Here is a 22,788-nt window from a genome sequence, read left to right on the forward strand (position 1 = left end):
TATATACTCTGTGAGCTCGACCCTACGCTCTTGTCATTTTGTAAATGCAAAAAATTTGCATCAAGAAATTGAACAAGCTCTCGCTCGCACAAACAATCTGATCTATACTTCATTATGTCTAAGAACTAAACTTTCAGCAAAAAAAAATGCTGACTAAACATCTGTTTGGTCAGCGATTTTCGTTTCCTTGAAAGGATTACAAAGATAGGGGCTGAACCCTATTCACCGCAAGTATTTTTTGAAATAATTTTCACAATTTTTACTGACACTTCTGTGCTATTCAGATTCGTACAATGAATGCCCTGAAGGGTCTTCATCGTAATGTTTAAGAAACCTTACCCCCAAATAAAAGAGCGGTGTATCAAAAAGTGCAAAGAAAAATTTAAATAAATATGAATTGATAATCAGGATAATGAGCGTGGCGATAGAATTTATATTATCTCCGAGGTTCCCGGCCAAATATAAAATGCTCAAAATTGCTGTGGAATCTACAAGCTGACTGAACATGGTAGATGCATTATTCCTAAGCCACAGATGTTTTCCACCTGTCAGGTTTTTCCAGAAATGAAATAAACGAACATCCACCGTTTGTGCGGTTAGATATGCGATCATACTCGCAATAGTATTACCCACCATAAATTCATACACACCTTCAAAAAGTGGCAGCCCCCCGCTAACCCCTCCGGTATTCGGAAGCCAATGCCCTACCGACATCACCAAAAGCATAAAGAAGTTCAAAAAGAATCCGACCCAGACTACAAGCTGTGCTTTCTTTCTTCCAAATAATTCTGAAATAAGATCGGTGGCAAGGAATGTGACAGGATATGCCAACACCCCAACAGGAACACTCATTGTATAGATATTTCCATCCCTGACAATTGTAGGAGTAATAGCTTGCAGCCAAGCGGGCATATCAATAGTAAATAGCGTAACAAATTTTGTAGTACCTATTACATTTCCCAGAACCAATGCAGTAATAAAAACTCCGGCAAGACTCAGAAACAATGTGTCACGCTGAGCCATCGATGGTTTATTTTCAGACATAAAAGCTTATGAATTTAAAGTCGGTCAAAAGTAATCATTCAAAACTATTTTTCAATTTCTATCGTAGCAACGAACTGAAAGCTTTCCGCATTCGTTTTACCAGTGAATTAATTAAGGACCATGAAGACAGAAGAACTGAATAACAAGATCGAACTCACAGAAGCTGCAATAGACCTATATATAGAAGATAAGTTTACAATTCCGAATTTAACCAAGGAAACCGGTAAAACTGCTTCTGAGATCTATACCCTGTTTCCGAATAAAAACTCCATTCTGAAATTCTATTATCCATCTTTGGTGATACGCTACCGTGCAATGATCAGCGAGATCGATGACTTTGATTCCTATTCCATCAGTGAAAAACTCTCCAACTTTATGTTCACCCTATTTGATATGATGGATGAACGCCGTGAATTTGTGGAGGATACTTTTGAAAAATACGAATGGAAGTGTATTTCTAAGAGCGAATTTCAAAAAGAGATCAAATCTCTGTTAAAAGATTTTTTCACTTCCGATGGAAATATCGCAACGAGCGCCGGCTTTTTTATTGGCGACTGGTTCTATGCTTCCCTAAAAACACAATTTCTGTTCCTGATCAAGTTTTGGCTGGAGGATGAGAGCGATGGCCGCGAACGCATCTTTGCACTCACGGACAAGATCACCGGATTTATTGAAGAGCTCGTTTACTCGAGGATCGTGGACAAAGGATTCGATCTTACTAAATATTCTCTGAGTGTATTTGGTTTCAGTAAACAAATGGAACATTTCAACGACTGGGTTTCAAGTTGGTTTGAGGATGAACCGGAAGTGGAAGTTGAACTAGATACCAATGATGAAGAAGAGAGCGATACCGAGAAAACTTCTGATTAGTTTTAAATGCTATAAGTTTAAATGTTAAATGAAACGACTCATTTAACATTTAAAAATTCAAAATTTAACATTACCTGAATGAGTAAAGATTTTCCTTCTTCAAAATTTGAACGCGGCAGCCGTATTGCCAAAACCGGCCTGAAAGTTGGCACTAATTATGCTAAACGCTATCTCCGTAAAAAATCCGGAAAGGAGAACAGTGATTCAGACAGCGACTTCCATTCCGAAAATGCCAAAGAGGTATTTAAGGAATTCACCAACCTCCGCGGAACAGCCCTTAAAATTGCTCAGGGAATGAGTATGGACCAGGGGTTTTTACCTGAGGAATTTGCGGAAGTAATGACCCAGGCTCAATATTCTGTTCCTCCTATTAATAAAGCACTGGTTCGCTCAATTATAAAGAGAGAATTGGGAGCTTATCCCGAGCAGCTATTTGAAAGTTTTGAATCGGAAGCTTTTGCGGCAGCTTCCATTGGACAGGTTCATAAAGCGGAACTTAAAGACGGACGAAAAGCAGCTATCAAAATTCAATACCCAAATGTACGGGAGAACATTGATTCGGACCTGGGCCTGGCCAAGATCCTGGTTAAAAGAATAGTAAAGAAAGGAGCGGATATTGATCCTTACTTTAATGAAGTAAAGAAAACGCTTCTTGAAGAAACCGATTATAAAAATGAAGGGGAGCAAATTGAATTGTTCAGAGATCGGTTTGGGGGATTGAATATTGTAATGCCTGAGTGGATTCAAGAGTTCTCCACTGACAAAGTATTATGCATGACGTATATGAAAGGTAGGCATCTGGGGGAATTCCTGAAGGAAGATCCCGATCAAAAAATGCGCGATCATTTTGGGCAACTCTTATGGGACTTCTTCCATCAGCAAATTCAGGACATGGACTATGTTCACGCCGATACACATCCCGGAAACTTCTTATTTACCTATGACGGCAAATTGGGTGTCATCGACTTTGGGTGCGTGAAGAAATTTCCCAAAGAATTCTTCATGGATTATTTACGATTGCTCCCTACCCATCTTGAAGATGATAAAGATGCTATTCGTGAGCTGTACGAAAAACTGAACGTCATTAATCCCAACTCGGATGATCCAGACGATGAAGAGCGCTATTTCAAGTTTGCCCGTAACTATGGAATGACCTTTGCCGAGCCTTATAAATATGAGAGCTTCGATTTTGGAGACGAAGAATACCGAAACACCATCAAGTATTTTACTAAGGATGCGCCCATTGGGAATGAACCGCGTGGCTCTCAACATTTCTTATATACTACGCGTGTCCACCTGGGACTTTATAACCTACTGATGAAAATGGGAGCACGGGTCAATACAACCAGAAGTAAAGAGATCTTGAGCGGAATGCTGGATGTGGATTTTGGGGAGCTGGTGGAATAAAAAGGGGGCGGGTTCTTGATCTTATATAGATCTTGAGATCAACAAATCATCTTTCACCTTTTGAAGCAGTTTTTAGAAATTTTACTGCTAGGAACTAGTTGTTACGGACGTTTTTACCAAGCGATAGTGGTGTTGGTATTTCCTTAACTTTAAAGGGTAAAAGATAATCTTGTTGCCATTCAGCTTTGGACTTTACCGTACTCAACTTAGTTTTTGCAGGTCCAAATGCAGCTTCAGCCAGATTTTTCCAGCTGTTTGCACCTGATGCGGTTCCTGGCTGTCCTGCAAAATTTACTCCACCAAAGGTGTAATTTTCCATACCCCGAAGTTCCAGTTCACTCCCGGGAACCGGGAACATCGTTGCAGTTCCTTCCTGAAGCAGGTCGTGTCTACGCATGAAAAACCACTGAATTCCAACGCCTCCAAGCATGTCCAATTCCACAGAATATTCTCTCAATAATGCCCACTGAAATTCAGCCATGCTCTCAGTACCGTCCATTATATGACCACCTGAAAGGCTATTCTGTTCTACATAACCAAATCGCACTGCCGGCAATTGGAATCCATCCAGATCTGTTGACCCGGTACCTGCAGGTGAATCATTCAACGTTTGAGCCGCAGCTGCAGCTCCTCCGTTTCCGCCTCCCATAAGCTGAGCTTCAGCACGTAAATAGGCGACTTCAGAAGAGGTTATGAATATGATCTTATTATCGGCCTTCCACCAGTCATTTTCAGAAAACATACGGGCACTAAAGTAATTACTAAACAGGTTGGCATCTCTGGCTGGATCCAGGTACCCGGGATTTGTTGTGTACTTGAAGTAATCAAGCCGCGGATCATCACTTTCTGCCGGAGACAAGGAAGCTTCACTTGCAGACGCCTGATCAGCAGGATATATGGTTGGGTATGATCTGTCAAGCAAATGGATGACCTTCACATCTGTTGGAAGATATCCCGCACCCGTTTGAAATGTTCCTTCCACAACAAAATTCATCCAATCAGAAAAATAGTTAGCGTATTCCCCGACAGAACCTATGTTTGTTGCACTGAACGTATTTAAACCTGACATAGAATTAGGCCCGCCCAACCCGGCATTGGCATAAGTAAGAATTCGGCCCCAATCCAGATTCTGAGCTTCTGCAGCTGTACGAGCCTGACCGGCAGCAATGCGTGCAGCCAGTGAGTTCACTATATCCAAGAACTGTTCCTTAGTCCAACTGTCTTCTCGATTTGGCATTGAACTGAATATAAAAGTAGTTGATGAATCGGCCAGCTCCATTGCTTTATCAAGATCACTTAATGAACCGTTTATCAGCGTAGTATAAGGTTCAAATTCTACTTCCTCAGTTCCCGAATCAAAGTTCTCATCCATAAAATAAGATTGGTCATAGATCATACCCAGGTATCCTCTGGAGAGCCCCCGAAGAAAATACGCCTGAGCCAGAACATCATTTGTAACGTCCCCGCCTGCCGCATTTGATATCTCAAAGTCATGATTCACTATATTATCGATATACAAATTGGACCTTGTGATCGCTGAATTAAACCCACCATAAAAGGCAGAAATAGCTGTAGTGGCACAGCAATTTGTACTGTTGGTCAATCTGATGCGGGGTTCTTCGGAGAAATCCCATAATCTTCGGAACGTATTTGTATTAGTCGATTGATCTGCAAGAGTGTGTAAATGAGTCCACCAACTACTCACCATTGCCGTAGTTGCGTCATAAAATCCAACAGAAAGCAAATCTATTCCTTCTACTATTATATCAGAATCTCTTGTTGGTTCACCTGAATTATCAACCGAAAGATCGGCACAACTCGAAAATAAAATCAATCCCGAAGCTATAAGAACGAATAAATACTGGATTTTTGAGTATCTCATAATGCTATTCATTGATTTTATCTAAACTATCTCTCGACATATTTTGGTTCTGAATCCACGGCAGGTGCAAAGTATCTTTTATTTCCGATTCGTACAATTGTGTTTAATAACCACTAAAATAGAAGAATTAGGCAAAGCTGAACCTCGTTGAGTAGCGATCCTCGTTGAGTACCTCCGCTGCTCAACGAGAATCAGAATTTACCCCTACGTTGGCAAAGGTGTTTTATCTATTAACCACTCTTCTCAAAAAAATCTGTAAGGAATTCGGTTTTCATAGCTCTTACCTTAGAAAAAGATCATGCAAAATTCAGAAAGCACATTAGCCACTATGCCGGATATTCAACGAGCGGAACATATACTCAAAGAAGTTTTTGGGTTTGAGGAATTCCGGTCGCTCCAAAAAGACATCATCCAAAACGTACTGCAAAAGCGGGATACGCTGGCCATTATGCCTACGGGCGGGGGAAAATCACTTTGTTATCAGATCCCGGCCTTGCTTTTTGACGGTCTGACGATCGTGGTCTCTCCCCTTATTTCCCTCATGAAAGATCAGGTTGATCAACTTACAGCCTACGGGATATCGGCTTCGTATTTGAACAGTTCGCTCTCGCCACAAGAGTATGAAGCTACCCTTGATCTGATCCGCAGAAACAAACTTGACCTGCTCTACCTGGCACCCGAGACTTTATTAAAGGGTAACGTCCTTAATTTACTATCCGGACTTAATGTGGAATGCGTGGCTATTGATGAAGCACACTGTATCTCGGAATGGGGACATGATTTCCGTCCCGAGTACCGGCAGCTATCTGAAGTAACCAAACGTTTTGATAACGCAGTTTCTTTAGGTTTGACCGCCACCGCCACACCCCGCGTTCAAAAAGACATTGCACATTCTTTGGGTCTTGCTGATGCCAACACGTTTGTAGCAAGTTTCAACCGAAAGAATTTGTACCTGGATGTGGTTAGCAAGAGCAGTCCCCTGCAACAGACCGTTAATTTTTTGAGGCTGCATGAAGGTGATTCGGGTATCATCTATTGCTTTTCACGAAAGCAGGTGGATCAGCTTACCCAGGACCTGAATGCAAATGGTTTTAACGCTCTCCCCTATCACGCGGGGCTAAGTGAAGGCGAGCGTACTCAACATCAGAATGCTTTTATCCGGGATGAAGTGGACATCATTGTGGCTACCATCGCTTTTGGAATGGGTATTGATAAACCGGATGTACGATTTGTGGTTCATCATGATATGCCACAGAATATTGAATCTTATTATCAGCAAATTGGTCGCGCCGGCCGGGATGGATTACAGGCCGATTGCCTGTTTCTATTCAGTTACGGAGATGCGAGTAAGATCCGTTATTTCATCGATCAGAAGACCGGAGAAGAACAACGGGTGGCCGAGCAGCATTTGCAGAAGCTGATCGGGTATGTGGAAGCGCATCAATGCAGACGCATCAAACTGCTGGAATATTTTGGGGAGCACTTCAATGAACAAAATTGTGGCATGTGTGACTTCTGTACCGGCGATATGCCCGAGCGGGAAGACATCACTATTCCGGTTCAAAAATTTCTGTCTACTATGGTTCGGACAGAGCAACGATTCGGCTACAATCACATCCTGAATATCCTCCTCGGTTCACGCCGAAAAGAAGTACTGAAGTTCAACCATGACAGACTCTCTACTTATGGGATCGGCAAGGAATTCAGTCGACCGGAGTGGAAGCAGGTGTACCGTGAGCTGATGAAACAGGATATCATCGTACGGGAATTTGAACATAAGAGTTTGAAGCTGACCCCAAAAGCCATGGAAATTTTAAAGGGCGATCAGGAAGTATTTGGAGTGATAGAGGAACCGGTTCAAAAAGAGAGAAGCAAGTCCTCCGCAAAGACCGATATCGAATCACTGGATTTCAACCGGGAGTTATTTGCTCTGCTAAAAGAAAAGCGAATGAAGCTTGCTCAAAAACAGGGAATTCCTCCATATATCATATTTGCAGATACTACACTGATCGAGCTGGCTTATTATTATCCCCAATCAAAAGAGGGCTTTCTCAATATTCATGGAGTAGGGCGTGCCAAAGCCTCGAAATATGGTGATGATTTTATCGGCGTGATCAAAAGTTATTGTGAGGGTAAAGATCTAAAGGAGAGATCCAAGTCTGATATAAATCAAAGAACCAAACCTGTAAAGAAAACGCTGAGCAAAAATAGCCGGCCTTTTGAAGTCGGAAAGATGTTTCGGGAAGGGAAAAAGGTAGCAGAAATTGCATCCGAGATCGGGGTAAAAGAAGGAACAGTAGTTGGATATCTCAGTAAGTTTGTGAAGGCCGGGCATTCCATTCCTTCAGAAAATATTCTTGAGGCTTCAGGTTTAAGAAAGGTGGATATGGGTAAAGTCCACAAAGCATTTGAGAAACACGGCTACGAATTGCTACGTCCGGTTTACGATGCGTTGAATGAGGAAATATCTTACGATGAACTGCGGGTGGTGCAGTTGTATTTGTCGGTGAAGAATATCGCCTGATAATTGCGTTCCAACACAGAACGTTTGGAACGAGGGATAAATGATAAATTAAGTATCGATCCCCTAATGTAGAGACACAAGATTTTGTGTCTCTACATTAGGGGAATAATCATGTTTTATCTGCAGATCTTTTCTGCCAAAACATCTCAAAAACAACCATACCGGCTGACCATAATACAGAGATAACTACTGTTTCCAGCCAATCAAATCCGGTATCAGAAAATAAATACATCCCACTTGCATAGATCGGGGCGAACACAATGATACCTGCAACAAACCGAGCGAATTTTTCTTTTCGAGTCATATACTAAGGTTATTTAAACAAAAAAAGCACGAGTGATTAACCCGTGCTTTTAAAATACGATTTAGATTTAATTTACCTAATCAATACTGTTCAAATATCTAAAGAAATCGCTATTTGTGGAAAGAATGATATTGGTTTCTTTATCCATAGTTTTAACATAGGCATCCATGGATCTTACAAATGAGTACAGATCCCTGGATTGATTGTTCCTGTTGTAAGCTGCATTGTAGATAGCAGCTGCCCGTGCATCAGCTTCCCCCCTTATGATCTCTGCTTCCCGGAAGGCTTCTGACTGAATTCGCGCCAGATCCCTTTCTTTTTCACCATTTATACGGGATGCCTCACCCTGACCTTCGGACCTAAACTCATCCGCAATTCGGTTTCGTTCTGAGATCATTCGGTCGTATACCGTCTGGCGAACATCCTGAACATAATTAACTCTTTTGATCCGAAAATCTAAAATGGCGATACCAAGGTCGGCTGCTCTTTGATTGGCTAACTCCTGAATATCTTCCTGAATTTGCTGGCGACCTGTACTAATATCTTCGAGAGAATCTTCTACAACTTCCAGCATTAAAGCACCGGTAGTATCCGGTTCGCGGTTGCTTGATCTTACGATCTCCAGTAAGTCATGTGATGCGATCGCGTTTCGTGTTTCCCCATCCAGAATATCATCTAATCGTGATTGAGCACCTCGTTCAGATCCCAATCGCTGGTAGAACTGAAGAGGGTCTGTTATTTGCCATCTTGCGTATGAATCTACGAAGATGAATTTCTTATCACGTGTCGGAATTTGATTTCTATCACCATCCCATTCCAAATATCTCTTCTCAAAGAAATTCGCTTTCTGCACAAATGGGATCTTAAATTTCAAACCGGGTTCATCTACCGCTTCACCCACCGGATCACCAAATTGAGTTATGATCACTTGTTCGGTTTCATGTACAATATAAAACCCGTCAATCACCGTGAAAAAAACTACTAAACCAACAACCGCTGCTATAATTCCTTTTGCCTGACTCATTAGTTGCCTCCGTTATCATTTTGAGATGAAGTTGAACTTACTCCATCTATCTGCATTTGAAGTAGTGGCAATACGTTATTTCCACTTTCATCTGTAATAATTTTCCTACCCATTCTTGGAATTACCTCTTCCATCGTTTCTAAGAATATTCGTTGTTTAGTAACCTGAGGGGCTTTGATATACTCGGCATAAAGGTCGTTAAATCTGGACACCTCACCCTCAGCATTATTGATCCTTTCAGAGGCATAACCCTCAGCTCTTTGTATAGTTTCCTGGGCCTGTCCGCGTGCTCTTGGAATTACCCTGTTATAATCAGCTTTTGCCTGATTGATCAAGGTTTCTCTTTCCTGCTGGGCTTCATTCACAGCGTTGAAAGACGGTTTAACAGGGTTTGGGGGATTGATATCCTGCAATACTACCTGCTCAATTGTGATCCCAAGTTCATATTCCTGAACCAACGCCTGAATCAGGTTCTGAACTTCTATCGATACTTCAGCACGTCCAACAGTAAGAACTTCGTTCACTGTTCTGTCGCCTACGATCTGCCGCATGGCCGCTTCAGAAATATCTGAAAGAGTAGATTCTGCATTACGAACTTTGAACAAATAGCTATACGGATCGTTTATGCGATATTGAACTACCCATTCCACATCCGCCAGGTTCAGATCACCGGTTAACATCAATGACTCATCTTCATATCCTGCTTTTTGATATTGAGATTGCACACCGGCTTCTACAGTACGGTATCCGAATTCTTGTTTAAGTTGTCGTTCAACAGGTACCAATTCTACCTGATCTATGAGTGGGAGCTTGTAATTAAGTCCCGGTTCAACTGATTCCACATATTTTCCTAGTCGTACAACCACTCCTACTTCTTCCGGATCAACCGTAAAGAATGTAGAAAAGCCAGCGAAAAGCACAATCAATCCGATTACAATTGACCGAATGTTTTTTGTGACCTTCTCAAACTGTGGCGGTACATTAAAATCAAAGTCTTGATCTTGAGCCATGTTCTCTTATTTATTTCTTTATGTATTTGTTCTATAGTTATTTAGAGATTCCTAAATAATATTAAACCTTCAAGCATATGATAGTGGTATCATCTACCAATTGATAGTTACTAAACTTTTGCACAGTACGTTTTATCTCTTGTGCAATTTCGTATGCTGAAAGTGAATCTGTGTCTATTGATTCTAGTAAACGAGGTACCTCTTCAAAACCAAATCGTTCGCCTTTTTCATTCACTGCTTCAGGAAGACCATCTGAATAAAGCAGGAAAAAGTCACCTTTTTTCATAGCAATAGTTTCGGCTCTGTAAGTAACATTCTTTTTTATCCCCAAAGGATAAGCCGGAGCCGGGGTATGAATATATTCCGCAATTCCATTTCGTTTTAAGATTGGTCTGCAATGTCCCGCATTTGCTATGCTCATTTGCATGGTCTCAAACTCGTAACGTGCAAGGGCACAGGTAATAAAAGTTCGCTTATCTGTTCGATAAAAAATTGGTTCTGTTATACGTGATAGAATATCAGAAGGCATGTCATCTTTCATTCTGGAAAGAAGAAGACCACTTGTGAAAACTGCCGGCATTGCAGCCCTCATGGCTTTACCGGATACATCAACAACGGCCATATTTATAGCCGTTGGGTTACCGGCTTTATCTTCACTCAAAACATAATCGAAGTAGTCTCCACCTACTTCAAAAGAAGGAAGGAAAAAACCATAGACATCAATCCCATCTACTTTCGGCGCTTTTAGTGGCATCAATTTATACTGGCTTTCACGAGCGATCTCAATTTCCTTTTCCACCCGCAAGTGCTGAGCCATCCGTTCCTCATATTCAGGAATATAATCCCCAACTTCAGAAACCGAGACTCCATATCTATAGGCAATAAATCCATAGATAAAAGGACCTGCCATTATAAAAGACTGTACCCATCCCACATAAGCTACCTCAATGGAAGAGGAACCGATGTAAGGTTGTATCATCAAAAATACTGAGAAGAACCACCATCCCGTACTAACCGTTAATAATCCAAATTCTTTGATGGCATAAATGAAGATCACCGTTATACTTAGATAGATAAGAATATCATGAAAAACGGTACCGCTTGTTCCGATCAATCTGCCCAATACTGATATACATATTCCTGAGATCACAATAGCTAACAAGCTTGCAAGCCATTCTCTTTTTATCCAATGTTGCAGAATTGAATAAACGAAACCGATCTGAGCAATACACACCAGCCAGGTTGTAGTCCAGGAACTCATGTTGATGGTAAGCAGCTTTGGGGTAATACTCGCCTCCGAAAATCCAAACTGACTATCAGCCTGGATCAAGAATTCCCCGGAAAAGTATAGTATAGAAGACATAACCCCTATTACAATACCCCCGAAAGCAAATCCGTGGACCAAGCCCGAACCCGTTTCACTTACAAAAAACTTTCGTTGCCATAGAGCATCAATAATATCAATCTGATGCTGGCCTTGAGATCGGGCTAATGCTTCCCAGCTTATGTATGCTAATGCAGCATAAAGTCCTACTACCAAAGCAAAAACCAAATTATTTACGGTACCGGCAAATATTCCGGCAGTACTCAAAAAAGGATTGTAGCTATATATATAATAGATAGCCCTCCAGCCGTAGACTCCGGCTGAAATAGCTATAAAGATCACCACGGCTCTGCGCCATTCCACTTTTCCTTTAAAAATATTTTTAAGCCCAACTGCAAAGATCAAGATAATGAGCAAAAATAAGGTGGAGAACAGGATGTAAGAAAAAAGCAGGTCTTCCGAGTTGTCAGTTGTACCTGATTTTAAGTCTTCGGGCTCAAAAGAATCCAAGGCAGAAAAAGATTGAATAGTGAAACCAAATTGGGTTCTAAAACCGGATTCATCATTAATTTCACGAACAATAGGCTGTAATCGTAAAATGAGTTTTTCAGGTGCTCTAACTGTATCAGTCTTTACAGTCCAAACGATTTCCAATGACTCCTCATCACGACCATTATTCAGTTCCCTTCTATTGTTTTGACCTTCATTGTCTGCTATAACTGAGTTATCAAAGGAATCCTGCTTCAATTCATATATTCCCAGATCATAGCCCAGAATATCTCCCACTACCTTTTCAGCTATGCTAAACAATGAATCTCCCTGTATAAAAGTTGGGTTGGGATTTTCGTTATGGCTGTTTATGCGAATAATTTTACCGTTGTTGGCTAAATTTATTTTAAGCCTTCCGGTATCGTTGAATAATTGTTCAAGAGTGGCAAAAACGCCATTGCTGCTTTTTGCAGAACCTATAACAGTTTCCCAGCTTTGAATATGAAACCCTTTTTTGTTCAGCGCTGCAGGAGAAGGGCTTTCTTCAATTGTATCTTGCAAGGTTTTTGTATAGCTCAAATGCTGTCTTCGGGTCGACATCAGGGCTAAGCTGTCTACAGAGAACCCTAGCTCTTGAACGATTTCTCCAATTTTTTCTTCAACCTGAGCTTTGCTTTCACTTATAGGAGCTGATGCATAGAATTCGATATCCGGCCGGAGTATAAAATAGCTCAGAATACCGGCCAAACCGCATAATAGTAATATGTAAGATCTTCTATTTAACAAGTGCTTTAGTTGCCCTAATTATATACCTGATTTAGTTATACCAAAAGGTAAAAACGTTAAACAGAAGCTACGATTTTTTAGCAGCTTTGTTACCGGATTTTTATTATTGCGTTTATCAAGAAGTTATTTCTCTATTATGAACTCAATTCTAAAAGAACTTCCAGAACCTTCACTTTTTTCCAAAATCTGAAACTCTCCATTTAGCTGTGCGGTCAAAGTTTTGATCAAAGTAGCCCCTAAGGAATCAGAACCTGAAAACTTTTCTATTTCGAAGCCACTTCCATTATCTGAAATAGTCATAATTACCTTATCCCCTTCTTTTATGACCTGAACTTTTACCTGTCCTTCTTTTTGTTCCCCAAATGCATGTTTGAATGCATTCACAATAAGTTCATTTACTAAAAGTGAACAAGGTATTGCTTGATTTATACTCAGAGAAATAGGTTCGACTTCTGAAATTAGTTCAATATTGCGGCCTTCATTCATATGCATACTACTTATAGCCTGCATAAGGTCATTTATATATTTGTCATATTCTATATAGGCAAGAGACTCACTTTCATAGAGCATCTCATGTACCAATGCTATTGACTGTATCCTCATTTGGCTGTCACTCAATGCCTTTTCTACATGCTCATTTTTAGCACTATAACTTTGAAGCTGGAGTAAGCCGGATACTACGGCCAGATTATTTTTTACACGGTGATGGATCTCTGCTAACATCACTTCTTTTTCCTTAAGTGAAGCCCTGATTTTTTTCTCTGCTTTTTTACGATCAGAAATATCACTTGCTACTGCTACTGTACCTACTTTTTCATTCTTATGATCAAGTAGGTCAGCTTCTGAAAATAATACCGGAATAGTAGTTTTATTTTTATGTATTAAAGAAAACTCAAAGGATCGGTGATTGCTTTTTTTCTTTTCATAAAAATCTCCCATTTCCTCAAAGTTATAAAACTTGGTGACTGACTGGTTCATCATTTCATCAATAGTATAACCTGTAAGTCTTCCGGCAGCAGAATTTGTCCGAATTAAAGTGCCATCATTATCAGCTACAAAAACGGCTTCCTGTATCGACTCAATAATATTATCTAAGTATGCTTTTGAAACCGTGGTTTTTTGAAGTCCTGCCGCCATATTGTTAAAAGCTTCAGCAAGTTCTCCAAGTTCATCTTTTGAAGTTACTTCAATGCGCTCATTAAGGTTTCCCTCCCCAATTTTCTTTGCAGAATTACTTAACCTGGAAAGTGGATTTGCAATAGACCGATAGATATAAGTGGCCAATACGATCGCAAATAATATTGAAAAAAGAGTGGCAATGTAGTTTGCCATTTCTGCCCTTTTCAGCGATTCATCCAATTCCTGATTTATACCCTGCTGAACATCAAGTACATAGTTTCTAAGCTGTGTTATCTTAGGAATGATATTATTCCGAAAATAACGCTCTATGGAATTCAAGAACATAAGGTTTGCCCGTTCACTGTCTTCTCCGCTTAAACTGAGCCATTCTCTTGAAATAGATCTGTAGACTTCATAACTCTGTAGAAGCTCATTTAGATCTTCCGGGAGGCGTTCGTTTTCGCCCAATAGCAGCTCTAATTCTAACAGAGCAGATTCAAACTTTTCAAGTTCTCTTTCAAAATTACTGTTAAGATCTACTACAGCAGGGAGTTCTTGAATAGTGTTATATGACTTCGCAGTTATCAGAGCTTCTCTGATCCCATTTAGAAAGATAAGACTTTGGAACAGACTCCTCTCCATCTCACCGGTGTAAATCACTACCTGTGATGCCTCATTGACCGAGTATAGCTGTTCCTGTCTAATCTCTGATGTAAATTGATCAGAGACAAACCCTACCACAGCCAACAATAAGCTGATGCAGATAAAGCCAATGATAATTTTTGTACCGAGTCTCAAATTAGCCGTTTTTTTAGAAATCGATTCAAAGTATAGATTAGACTTAGAAAACTCTACGAATCAAAAATTAAAAAAGACTCATGTAACAAAATTAGAATCCCCTAAAAAGTGAGGATATCTTCGATTTTTGCCGCAATTTTTTCCGTAGTCGGTAACACCGATTCCATAAGCTTAACATTATAAGGAACAGGGATATCGGGCATGGTAATACGCTCAACCGGTGCATCAAGGTAAGTAAACGCTTCGCGCACAAGTACAGCTGCAATTTCGGCACCAAAGCCTGCTGTCTTATTATCTTCATGAACGATGAGGCATCGGTTTGTTCGCCGAATTGAATCAAGAACAGCATCCTTATCCCATGGCATTAATGTTCTTAGGTCTAAAACATCAGATGAAACACCTAACTTGTCAACGGCTTCTTCACAACGCTCACACATCGCTCCCCATGTTACAATAGTTATCTCGTCACCCTCTTTAAGTTTCTTCGCTTTACCAAAAGGCACTATATAATCATCACCCGGATAAGGTTTTCGGGCATACTTGGCATCCAGTAAATTCCGGTGCTCAAAGAAAATAGTTGGATTATTACTTCGCATTGCTGAACGTAAAAGTCCAACAGCATCCTCTGCATTACTCGGCATTGCTAGTTGCCAGCCTATGGCATGTGCAAAAAATACTTCGTTACTCATACTGTGCCATGGATCTCCACATTTTGCGAATCCACCGGGCATGCGAACCACGATGGGTGCTGCAAAACGGTTAGACGTTCTCCAGCGAGTGGTCCCACAGTTATTAAGTTGCTCGGTAGCCGGATCAGCATATTTCCTGAACTGAATTTCAGCAACAGGCATCAAGCCGGAATAGGCCAAACCTACGGCACGGCCAATAATCCCTTCCTCAGAAAGACTGGTATCAAAAACCCGTTCTTCCCCAAATTCAGACTGAAGGTCCATAGTTGCTGCATGCACCCCTCCTTTCATCCCAACATCTTCCCCAAAAACCATCAGCTTGGGATTGGTTTCAAGTTCGTACCTAAGTGTCCGGCGGATAGCCTCAACAATATTTATCCGTTGTTTTTCAGGCTGTGCCACCTCACTGGATGTTGGAAACTCATGTCCTTCAACCAATAATCCGCCAATAGTTTGAATCTCATCTTCCGCAAACGCATACTTTTCGGTTGTGGAAGCGTCAGGTTCCGGACGATTCAATGCAGCTTCTGAAGCTTTTTCTATGATCTCCTCTGCACTTTTCTCCCAATTCTTCCATGTTTTCTCAGTAACCTGATCAGGGACCATGAATTTTTTCAACTTTTCCAGAGGATCCTTCTTCTGCTCCTCTTTTAGGAGCTTCTCATCTTTATAAGCCTGATTGTCTTGATACGAATGTCCGTTTAACCTTGGAACTGTGAGTCTAATCATTGCCGGACCTTTCCTTTCACGAACATAATTCACTGACTCCTCAAGTAATGATGCTACTTCCTCAGGCTCGGTTCCATCTCCATCAAATATCTTTAGATTTTTAAACGACTGAAGGTTATTTGAAATCACACCACCCGGTGTTTGATACTCACTCGTTACCGAAATTCCATATCCATTGTCTTCTATATAAAATAAGACGGGAAGGTTTTGTGTTGTGGCGATGGTCAAGGCAGACCAAAACCCATTTGTAGCAACCGAGCCGTCTCCTCCGAGGATCACTGAAATAGCCTTATCATATTCTTTTTCTTTGAGTACGTTTTTACGGTATTCAATGCCCTGAGCCCAGCCAATTGCAGGTGTATATTGAGAACCTACATCTCCGGCCATTGGCAATACTTTGGGAGTATCCTGATCAGGTTTATTACAAACAACACCAATATCCCTTCCGTCACTGTAACCGCCTGACTTACCCATTGGAGCTGCCATTGCATCTTCTTCAGATAGACCCAGCGTTAGCAAAAGCGGACGTGAGCGATAATAAGCGCTTGCCGCATCATGCTTATCCTTAAGTAACCTTCCAAGCAAGATCTGTCCTAACTCATGGCCACGGGCAGAAAATTGATATAAAACATCTTTATTGGGAACAAGTTCATTTTCTTCTTTTTCATCCATTGCCCTTGATGTAAGCATAAGCCGGGCTACTTCTTTCCAATCTGCTTTTGCTAGGCTTTTCTTCTTTTTTGATATCGTTTTTTTCTTGGCCATTTTCTTTGTTGTAATACTTGCTTAAAATTCTTGCGGATTGTCCCTAAAGTAGGGATTGGAGTGAGAGCAGTGGATATTGGAAATTCCTTACTGCTTATTCACAACCTCTAAAAATGATTGCTCGAAATGATCCATCTCCTCAGGTAAACCTACGGTTATACGGATACAATTAGGTAACCCAAATGCATTTATTCGTCTTAGGATAACACCTTTTTCTAACATCTTTTGAGTGAAATCGATAGCTTCATCTTCTGAAGGAAGTATCATCATTACCGAATTCGAAATTGACTTCACGTAATCAACGTTGTTTTCATTAAAAAAATCATAAAGTCTTTCTTTGCTTTCCTCTACTACTTTGACGCTTTTGGCTAAAAAATCTTCGTCATTATATGCAGCGAGTGCAGCTGCCTGTCCCAATGTAGTCGGTTCAAAAGTAAGCTTAGTTTTCATCATATTTTTTATGAGTTGCTCATCGGCGATCGCATAGCCCACCCTGAAACCGGCCAGTCCATAAGCCTTGGAAAAAGTTCTCAATACAATGATGTTGTCATAATCATACTCAAGTGCATGCGGATAGTCTTCAATATCTTTGGCGTATTCAAAATATGCTTCATCCATAACAACCAATACATCTTCAGGAACTTTTTCCATGAACCACGAAAATTCATCTTTGGTCAGGTAAGTTCCGGTTGGGTTATTCGGATTAGCGATGTACACCATTTTTGTGTTTTCATCTATCGCATTAGCGATCGCCTTCACATCAAATTTGTAATCAGGAGTAACCGGAATATTCTTCATATGAATTCCTCTAACCCCAATTTGTACAAAAAACCCTACAAAGGTAGCGTCTGCTGTAATGGCATTCTCTTTATTTAGGAAAAAAGTCTTGCACAGAATTGAAATGATACTTTCGGAGCCTGAAGCTAGAAGCACATTTTCCGGCTTAACATTATTCCGTTCGGCAATAGCTGCTCTAAGTTTTCGAGCTATTGGATCCGGATAATCCTGTATCTGTTTAAAGGCTTGATCTATCGCATGTTTTACATTGGGACTGCAACCCAGGCGATTTTCATTGGAAGCAAGCTTAGCGATCTTCTTGGGTTTGTATAGCTCGGCAACTTCAGCTATAGTTTTACCGGCCACATAAGGTTTTAATGTTTCTATATTACTGGGTACTAGTGGTTTACCAGTTTCTTTACTCATTAAGCTTTAACTTCCTTTTTATAATTTTAATGAGGAGAAATTTACCACTAAAAAAGCGCTTTTTCCAAGCTTTAAGCAAGATAGCTGAACTATTTAAAGTTGATTATGTTTTGCACTATAAATCAAATAATATATACATCAAGTTATGAGTAAAAACATTTTAGTTACCGGTGCCAGCAGAGGAATTGGCTACGAAACTGCCTTAAAGCTGGCTTCTCAAGGCCACACAGTGATCGTAACTGCCCGTTCAGAAGATAAACTTAACAAATTAGCAAAATCTTCCTCGTCCGGAAGGATCATTCCTGTTGCCGCTGACCTTACTTTGAATGACGACATTCAAAAACTTGCAGCAGCTGTCTCTGAACTTGATACCTTAGATGGCCTCATCAATAATGCCGGAGCAGTTCACAGAGAAGCATTCATGGATACAGATATCGAAGTCTTTAAAAGCTTGATGGATGTTAATGTGTATGGTATCGTACGTTTAACAAAAGCGTTAAAGAAATACTTAGTTGAAGGGAGCCATATACTAAATATTTCAAGCATGTCAGGATACCAAGGAAGCCTTAAATTTGGAGGATTATCCGCTTATGGTGCAGCAAAGGCTGCTGTTGTTGGACTTTCTGAAGTTTTGAGTGCCGAATTTTCATCAGAGGGCATTGCTGTAAATTGCCTTTGTATTGGGGCTGTTCAAACAGAGATGCTGAGTGAAGCTTTTCCCGGGTTTCAAGCTCCTGTTTCTCCCGAACAAATGGGAACATATATTGCTAATTTTATTCTGTCAGGCCACCAGTTTTATAATGGTAAAGTACTCCCTGTTGCGTTAAATGATCCCGGATAGTAACAATGGTTTTGCCTGTCATTATTTACTAACTTCGACTAAATAAAAAACCAAAGGGAAAAAATGCGAACAATTATCGGTCTATTATTTTGTTTTTTCGTCTCTTTTTCTGTGAATCAAACGGCTAATGCACAAACCATTGAACTTCTTGCAGGAAACACCTTAAATGGTACTGTAAATGGAACTTTATTGGGCGGCGCAACTATGGCTTTAACTGGTAATCCTGATTTCGACGCCTTTAGAGTTGGTGTTGGGGCAGGTACGCTTTATGGTATTGGAGTTGGAGTCTACGATGTAACCTCATCCGGAGGGCAACCGATAATAGTTTCCGGTTTATTTAATGATGGGAATAACACGAGTATCATTGTTTTACTTGACACTTTTTATGGAGCCGCAGCCGGTGCAATCATAGCAAGTTCAGTAATGTTAATCGCTGAAGAACCTATTATTGACGGGTTGAGATATGGTTCTGCCAGTGGCGCCTGGGCCGGATTTGGATTTGGCTTGATCGATGCCTTTGTTTTGGCAGAGCGAATAACGCCTTCCTCCTCTTCTGTCAGCAGATCTTCTAATGTATCGGATGGTTTAGTAGGAATAAAGTTTAATGAAAAGAATAGTCTCGGGCTTTTAGCTCCATCATTTACCTCAACTTACAAAGTTGACGCTACAGGTCTATATAAGGAATTCACACCTACTGTTAACCTGTTCAATTATACATTTAACTTTTAGGCTCTGCCAGTTTCTTTATAACTGCCTTTACGGTTTCTGTATGTCCGGAAAGTGAGTGATGCAATCCATCAGGTAAATAATTCCAGGCTTGTGGACCTTTTTCTCCCATGCGCTTACCTCTTGAGTCAATTATAGCTCCACTCTTACCGGCTACCAATTCTTGTACCTGAATTAAGTCTTTTTCTTCTATTGTAAAGTCATACAAGAGATTTTCCTCTAATAGATCATTAATTACCGAAGCAGGTGTGATCCAAACCAAAGGATTTTCAATCCTTGACTCTAAAATTGACTGAATGGTCTCTATATTTTCCCATGTCTCAGAAAGTGGAAGTAATGTTCTTTCCGGAGCAATATTCAGCCTTTGTGCATCAAATGTACCTATTGAAATAAATACCCAATCCGGTTCGTGTACTACTACATCGCGATCTATTCTTCTTAAGGCTTCCGCCGTTGTATTGTAAGAAACTCCGGCATTGATAAAGTTGAAATTTGCCTTTTCAGTAGATATCTCAAGTACGTGCTTTAATATTGTGAACCAACCTTGCGCATCTTCCGTATTGGAATCCCCGAATGCTACAATAGTTTCTTCTCCATCCATTGGAATTTTATCTAGGCAATCAACAATCTCATCGTCTTTTAATATTTCTAAGGCTGCTTCTTTTGCATTTTCATCAAAGTTTTCGCGATACTTCACGAGCTCTTCTTCAGTGATACCCAAAAGTCCAGCTTCTGCTGCTGAATTATTTTTACCCGGAAAAAGTGGAATTCGCTTTGCTATATGATGATATGGAAGCATGAATTGCTCTAGTACACTCTTTTCTTCTTCTGTGGCTTTTTTGTTGGCCATATTATTAACTATGCTCTTTTTTAAGTTTTTCTGCTAGTTTTCTTACACCTGTTCCTGCATTCTCTTTATAGTGAACCCATTCATTCAAATCAAATAACTGAGGTTCTGCAGGGTCTATTATATATTTCGAAATGTTCGCTTTAGCATATCCAATTAATCCCGCTGCAGGATAAACCACCAATGAAGTTCCTACCACTATCAAAATATCTGCTTCTACTACTTCTTTTGCCGCAACTTCTATCATGGGTACCATTTCCCCGAACCAAACAACGTGTGGACGAAGCTGAGCTCCATCCGCAGCAAGATCTCCCAATTTTATAGGTTCTGCACCAATATCCAATATCAGGGATTCATCTTTAGTGCTTCTGGCTTTTCGTAACTCTCCATGTAAATGCACCACATTGTTTGAACCAGCCCGCTCATGAAGGTCATCAACATTTTGAGTAACAACAACCACTTCAAAATGATTCTCAAGATCAGCAAGGGCTTTATGGGCGGCATTAGGTTGAGCATCCGCAGCTTGCTTTCGTCTAAGATTATAGAACTCTAGTACTTTTTTGGGATTCTCTTGCCAACCTTGCGGACTGGCAACTTCTTCAATATTGTAGCCTTCCCATAGCCCTCCCGAATCTCTAAAAGTGGATAAACCACTTTCAGCACTTATTCCGGCTCCAGAAATAACTACAACTTTTTTATCAGACATTCACCGTAGCGAGCTTAAACCAAGAACTGTCCATTTCATACTCGTCCACTACATCTGCTTTACCGCCATGCTTATAGTTATGGATTATAGCATTAACTTCATCTTGAAGAGTTTCGATAGCATTTTGAATAAGCTCATTATTGAATCCCTGGTCGCCCAGATTTAGGGTAAATTCGAGTGAGATAATTCGTCCCAAAGCTTTACCAAGATCGACTAATTTTCGTTGAGGCATCTTGGGGTCAATTTCAAAATTCAAAACATCCTTAAAATATTCGGAAGATCTTTCTGTCAAATGAAAATCTGATAGAAAATCTTGAAGGTTACTTTTCTTGAGTTTTCTCATCATTTTAAGAACAGATTCTGTTATCTGTTGATAAAGGATATCATTTGAACCTTCAAAAATCTGGAATGGACGACTGTCAACTACCGAACGTCCTGCAATATTATCCAAGCGATATCCCATTGCACCTTTCAGCTGTAGTAATGATTGAGAAGCTTTTTGCATGTAATCGGTTACAAGCGACTTAATTGCATTGGCCTCAACATCCATTCGGGAAGTATTCTTTTCCAAAGGAACATGTGTACTTGTAAAATTACACATAGCTGAACAAACCGTAAAATATGCTTGAATCTCAGAAACTCTATGACGAACCTGGTCATAATTGATCAGGCTTTGCCCACCTACAAGTCTTTCTCTGCAGTGAGAGATAGCTTCATCCATCATTCGTTTAAGAAAACCCATTCCCATTCCCGGGAATTGTAATCTACTTCTATGGAGAAGATCAAGCATCATTGTTACTCCGGTGCTTTTGGGCTGAAGTTTATGAGATTCATTCACATTAATGTCGATCTTATTCTTTCCGTACGGTAACATATACAAGCCAAGGTTGTTATAATATTCTTCTACCTCAATACCTCCATTTCTTGTATCGTGAATAAAGAAAGATATGTCGCGACCTAAATCTCCATTATCATTCATACCTCTTGCTGTTATCAACCAATAGTCAGCCATACCAGTAAGTCCACCCCAATGTTTGAGGCCTTCAACCTTATAGGTATCTTCATCAATTTTTTTAAAAGAAGTCTGCATTTTCAATGCATCAGACCCGTAATCAGGCTCAGTGATCATCAATCCACCTAATTTATTAGCATTAATAACCCTGTTAAAGACTTCCTTTCTGGTTTCTTCGTCAGCGTAATTAGCTATAGGTTGTAAGAACAAAGCTCCGTTTATACCCATCATCAACGATAGCGGAAGTGATTCATATGAACTTGCTTCCAGCATGGCCAGTGCCTCCGAAGTGTTTCCACCAAAACCTCCATACTCTGAGGGAATGAAGGCACTCAGAGGAGACATATCAAGGATCTCTTTTAATGTATCATCCTCAATTCCTCTAACTAATGTTTGTTCTGCTGCATTATGCCTTTCAGAAAAAATAGTGGATAATTTTTCTTTGTACTCTTTTAAAAATTTTTGAAAATCCAATGTCTTATTCTTTTAACAGTTTATGGGCTAACAATTGTACTAAATATAACCATTCCTTCAGCGCTTTTCTTTTAATTCTTTTGGTGGGAAAAAAAAGCCTCCGCGGTCGGAAGACCAGGGAGGCTTGGGGTAAAAAGGAAGAAGGCGACGACCTACTCTACCGCTATTGCAGTACCATCGGCGCTGCAGGGCTTAACGGCCGTGTTCGGGATGGG

General features: G+C 40.4%; 17 protein-coding genes and 1 rRNA gene. 5 read left to right on the forward strand and 13 right to left on the reverse strand.

Annotation, left to right across the window (positions count from 1 at the left end; genetic code table 11):
• Positions 1-276 precede the first annotated feature (276 nt).
• The gene (locus tag ACFSVN_RS03725) at positions 277-1,044 is read right to left on the reverse strand and encodes a queuosine precursor transporter (protein ID WP_390298818.1); all 768 of its coding nucleotides are present in this window, start codon (positions 1,042-1,044) and stop codon (positions 277-279) included.
• A 120-nt stretch (positions 1,045-1,164) separates the two neighbouring features.
• Here ACFSVN_RS03725 and ACFSVN_RS03730 point away from each other — a divergent pair, with 120 nt between their 5' ends.
• Positions 1,165-1,914, forward strand: a complete 750-nt coding sequence (locus tag ACFSVN_RS03730; protein ID WP_390298821.1) for a hypothetical protein — start codon at positions 1,165-1,167, stop codon at positions 1,912-1,914.
• A 78-nt stretch (positions 1,915-1,992) separates the two neighbouring features.
• Positions 1,993-3,321 carry an ABC1 kinase family protein gene (locus tag ACFSVN_RS03735; protein WP_390298824.1) on the forward strand — a complete coding sequence of 443 codons (1,329 nt, stop codon included), beginning with the start codon at positions 1,993-1,995 and terminating at the stop codon, positions 3,319-3,321.
• Positions 3,322-3,415: 94 nt separating this feature from the next.
• On the opposite strand, the gene ACFSVN_RS03740 is transcribed toward ACFSVN_RS03735, so the two are convergent.
• A complete protein-coding gene (locus ACFSVN_RS03740; RefSeq protein ID WP_390298827.1) occupies positions 3,416-5,203 on the reverse strand; it encodes a RagB/SusD family nutrient uptake outer membrane protein in 1,788 nt (595 codons plus the stop codon).
• 298 nt (positions 5,204-5,501) lie between these two features.
• Between ACFSVN_RS03740 and recQ the strand changes: the two genes are divergently transcribed.
• Positions 5,502-7,727: a DNA helicase RecQ gene (gene recQ, locus ACFSVN_RS03745; protein ID WP_390298830.1), complete on the forward strand. Its 2,226-nt coding sequence runs from the start codon at positions 5,502-5,504 to the stop codon at positions 7,725-7,727.
• A gap of 109 nt (positions 7,728-7,836) precedes the next feature.
• Here recQ and ACFSVN_RS03750 read toward each other — a convergent pair whose 3' ends face one another.
• From ACFSVN_RS03750 to hisC, 7 genes are all read right to left on the reverse strand, one after another.
• Positions 7,837-8,031 carry a hypothetical protein gene (locus ACFSVN_RS03750; protein WP_390298833.1) on the reverse strand — a complete coding sequence of 65 codons (195 nt, stop codon included), beginning with the start codon at positions 8,029-8,031 and terminating at the stop codon, positions 7,837-7,839.
• A 76-nt stretch (positions 8,032-8,107) separates the two neighbouring features.
• Entirely contained in the window at positions 8,108-9,055 is a 948-nt protein-coding gene (gene hflC / locus ACFSVN_RS03755) for a protease modulator HflC (RefSeq protein ID WP_390298836.1), read from the reverse strand.
• On the reverse strand, positions 9,055-10,065 hold the full coding sequence (gene hflK, locus ACFSVN_RS03760; protein WP_390298839.1) for an FtsH protease activity modulator HflK: 1,011 nt from the start codon (positions 10,063-10,065) through the stop codon (positions 9,055-9,057). Before hflK ends, hflC begins: the two co-directional genes overlap by 1 nt.
• A gap of 61 nt (positions 10,066-10,126) precedes the next feature.
• Positions 10,127-12,625 (reverse strand): PP2C family protein-serine/threonine phosphatase, encoded by a 2,499-nt coding sequence (locus ACFSVN_RS03765; RefSeq protein ID WP_390298842.1) that lies wholly within the window; start codon positions 12,623-12,625, stop codon positions 10,127-10,129.
• 162 nt (positions 12,626-12,787) lie between these two features.
• Positions 12,788-14,581, reverse strand: a complete 1,794-nt coding sequence (locus ACFSVN_RS03770; protein WP_390298845.1) for a histidine kinase dimerization/phosphoacceptor domain -containing protein — start codon at positions 14,579-14,581, stop codon at positions 12,788-12,790.
• A 101-nt stretch (positions 14,582-14,682) separates the two neighbouring features.
• Complete coding sequence (locus ACFSVN_RS03775) at positions 14,683-16,764, reverse strand: alpha-ketoacid dehydrogenase subunit alpha/beta (protein ID WP_390298848.1); 2,082 nt, start codon at positions 16,762-16,764, stop codon at positions 14,683-14,685.
• An 87-nt stretch (positions 16,765-16,851) separates the two neighbouring features.
• Complete coding sequence (gene hisC / locus ACFSVN_RS03780) at positions 16,852-17,967, reverse strand: histidinol-phosphate transaminase (protein WP_390298851.1); 1,116 nt, start codon at positions 17,965-17,967, stop codon at positions 16,852-16,854.
• A gap of 145 nt (positions 17,968-18,112) precedes the next feature.
• Between hisC and ACFSVN_RS03785 the strand changes: the two genes are divergently transcribed.
• A complete protein-coding gene (locus ACFSVN_RS03785; RefSeq protein ID WP_390298854.1) occupies positions 18,113-18,808 on the forward strand; it encodes an SDR family NAD(P)-dependent oxidoreductase in 696 nt (231 codons plus the stop codon).
• 63 nt (positions 18,809-18,871) lie between these two features.
• Positions 18,872-19,537 carry a hypothetical protein gene (locus ACFSVN_RS03790; RefSeq protein WP_390298856.1) on the forward strand — a complete coding sequence of 222 codons (666 nt, stop codon included), beginning with the start codon at positions 18,872-18,874 and terminating at the stop codon, positions 19,535-19,537.
• Here the strand turns inward: ACFSVN_RS03790 and ACFSVN_RS03795 are convergent.
• From ACFSVN_RS03795 to rrf, 4 genes are all read right to left on the reverse strand, one after another.
• A complete protein-coding gene (locus tag ACFSVN_RS03795) occupies positions 19,527-20,384 on the reverse strand; it encodes an SGNH/GDSL hydrolase family protein (RefSeq protein WP_390298858.1) in 858 nt (285 codons plus the stop codon). The genes ACFSVN_RS03790 and ACFSVN_RS03795 overlap by 11 nt on opposite strands.
• 4 nt (positions 20,385-20,388) lie before the next feature.
• Entirely contained in the window at positions 20,389-21,087 is a 699-nt protein-coding gene (locus ACFSVN_RS03800; protein WP_390298860.1) for an SIR2 family NAD-dependent protein deacylase, read from the reverse strand.
• On the reverse strand, positions 21,080-22,573 hold the full coding sequence (locus ACFSVN_RS03805) for an acyl-CoA dehydrogenase family protein (RefSeq protein WP_390298863.1): 1,494 nt from the start codon (positions 22,571-22,573) through the stop codon (positions 21,080-21,082). The genes ACFSVN_RS03800 and ACFSVN_RS03805 overlap by 8 nt, the downstream gene beginning before the upstream one ends.
• Positions 22,574-22,712: 139 nt before the next feature.
• A 5S ribosomal RNA gene (rrf, locus tag ACFSVN_RS13450) occupies positions 22,713-22,788 on the reverse strand; the annotation flags it as partial.

The organism is Gracilimonas halophila, assembly GCF_042684365.1.
GTDB classification, from domain to species: domain Bacteria; phylum Bacteroidota; class Rhodothermia; order Balneolales; family Balneolaceae; genus Gracilimonas; species Gracilimonas halophila.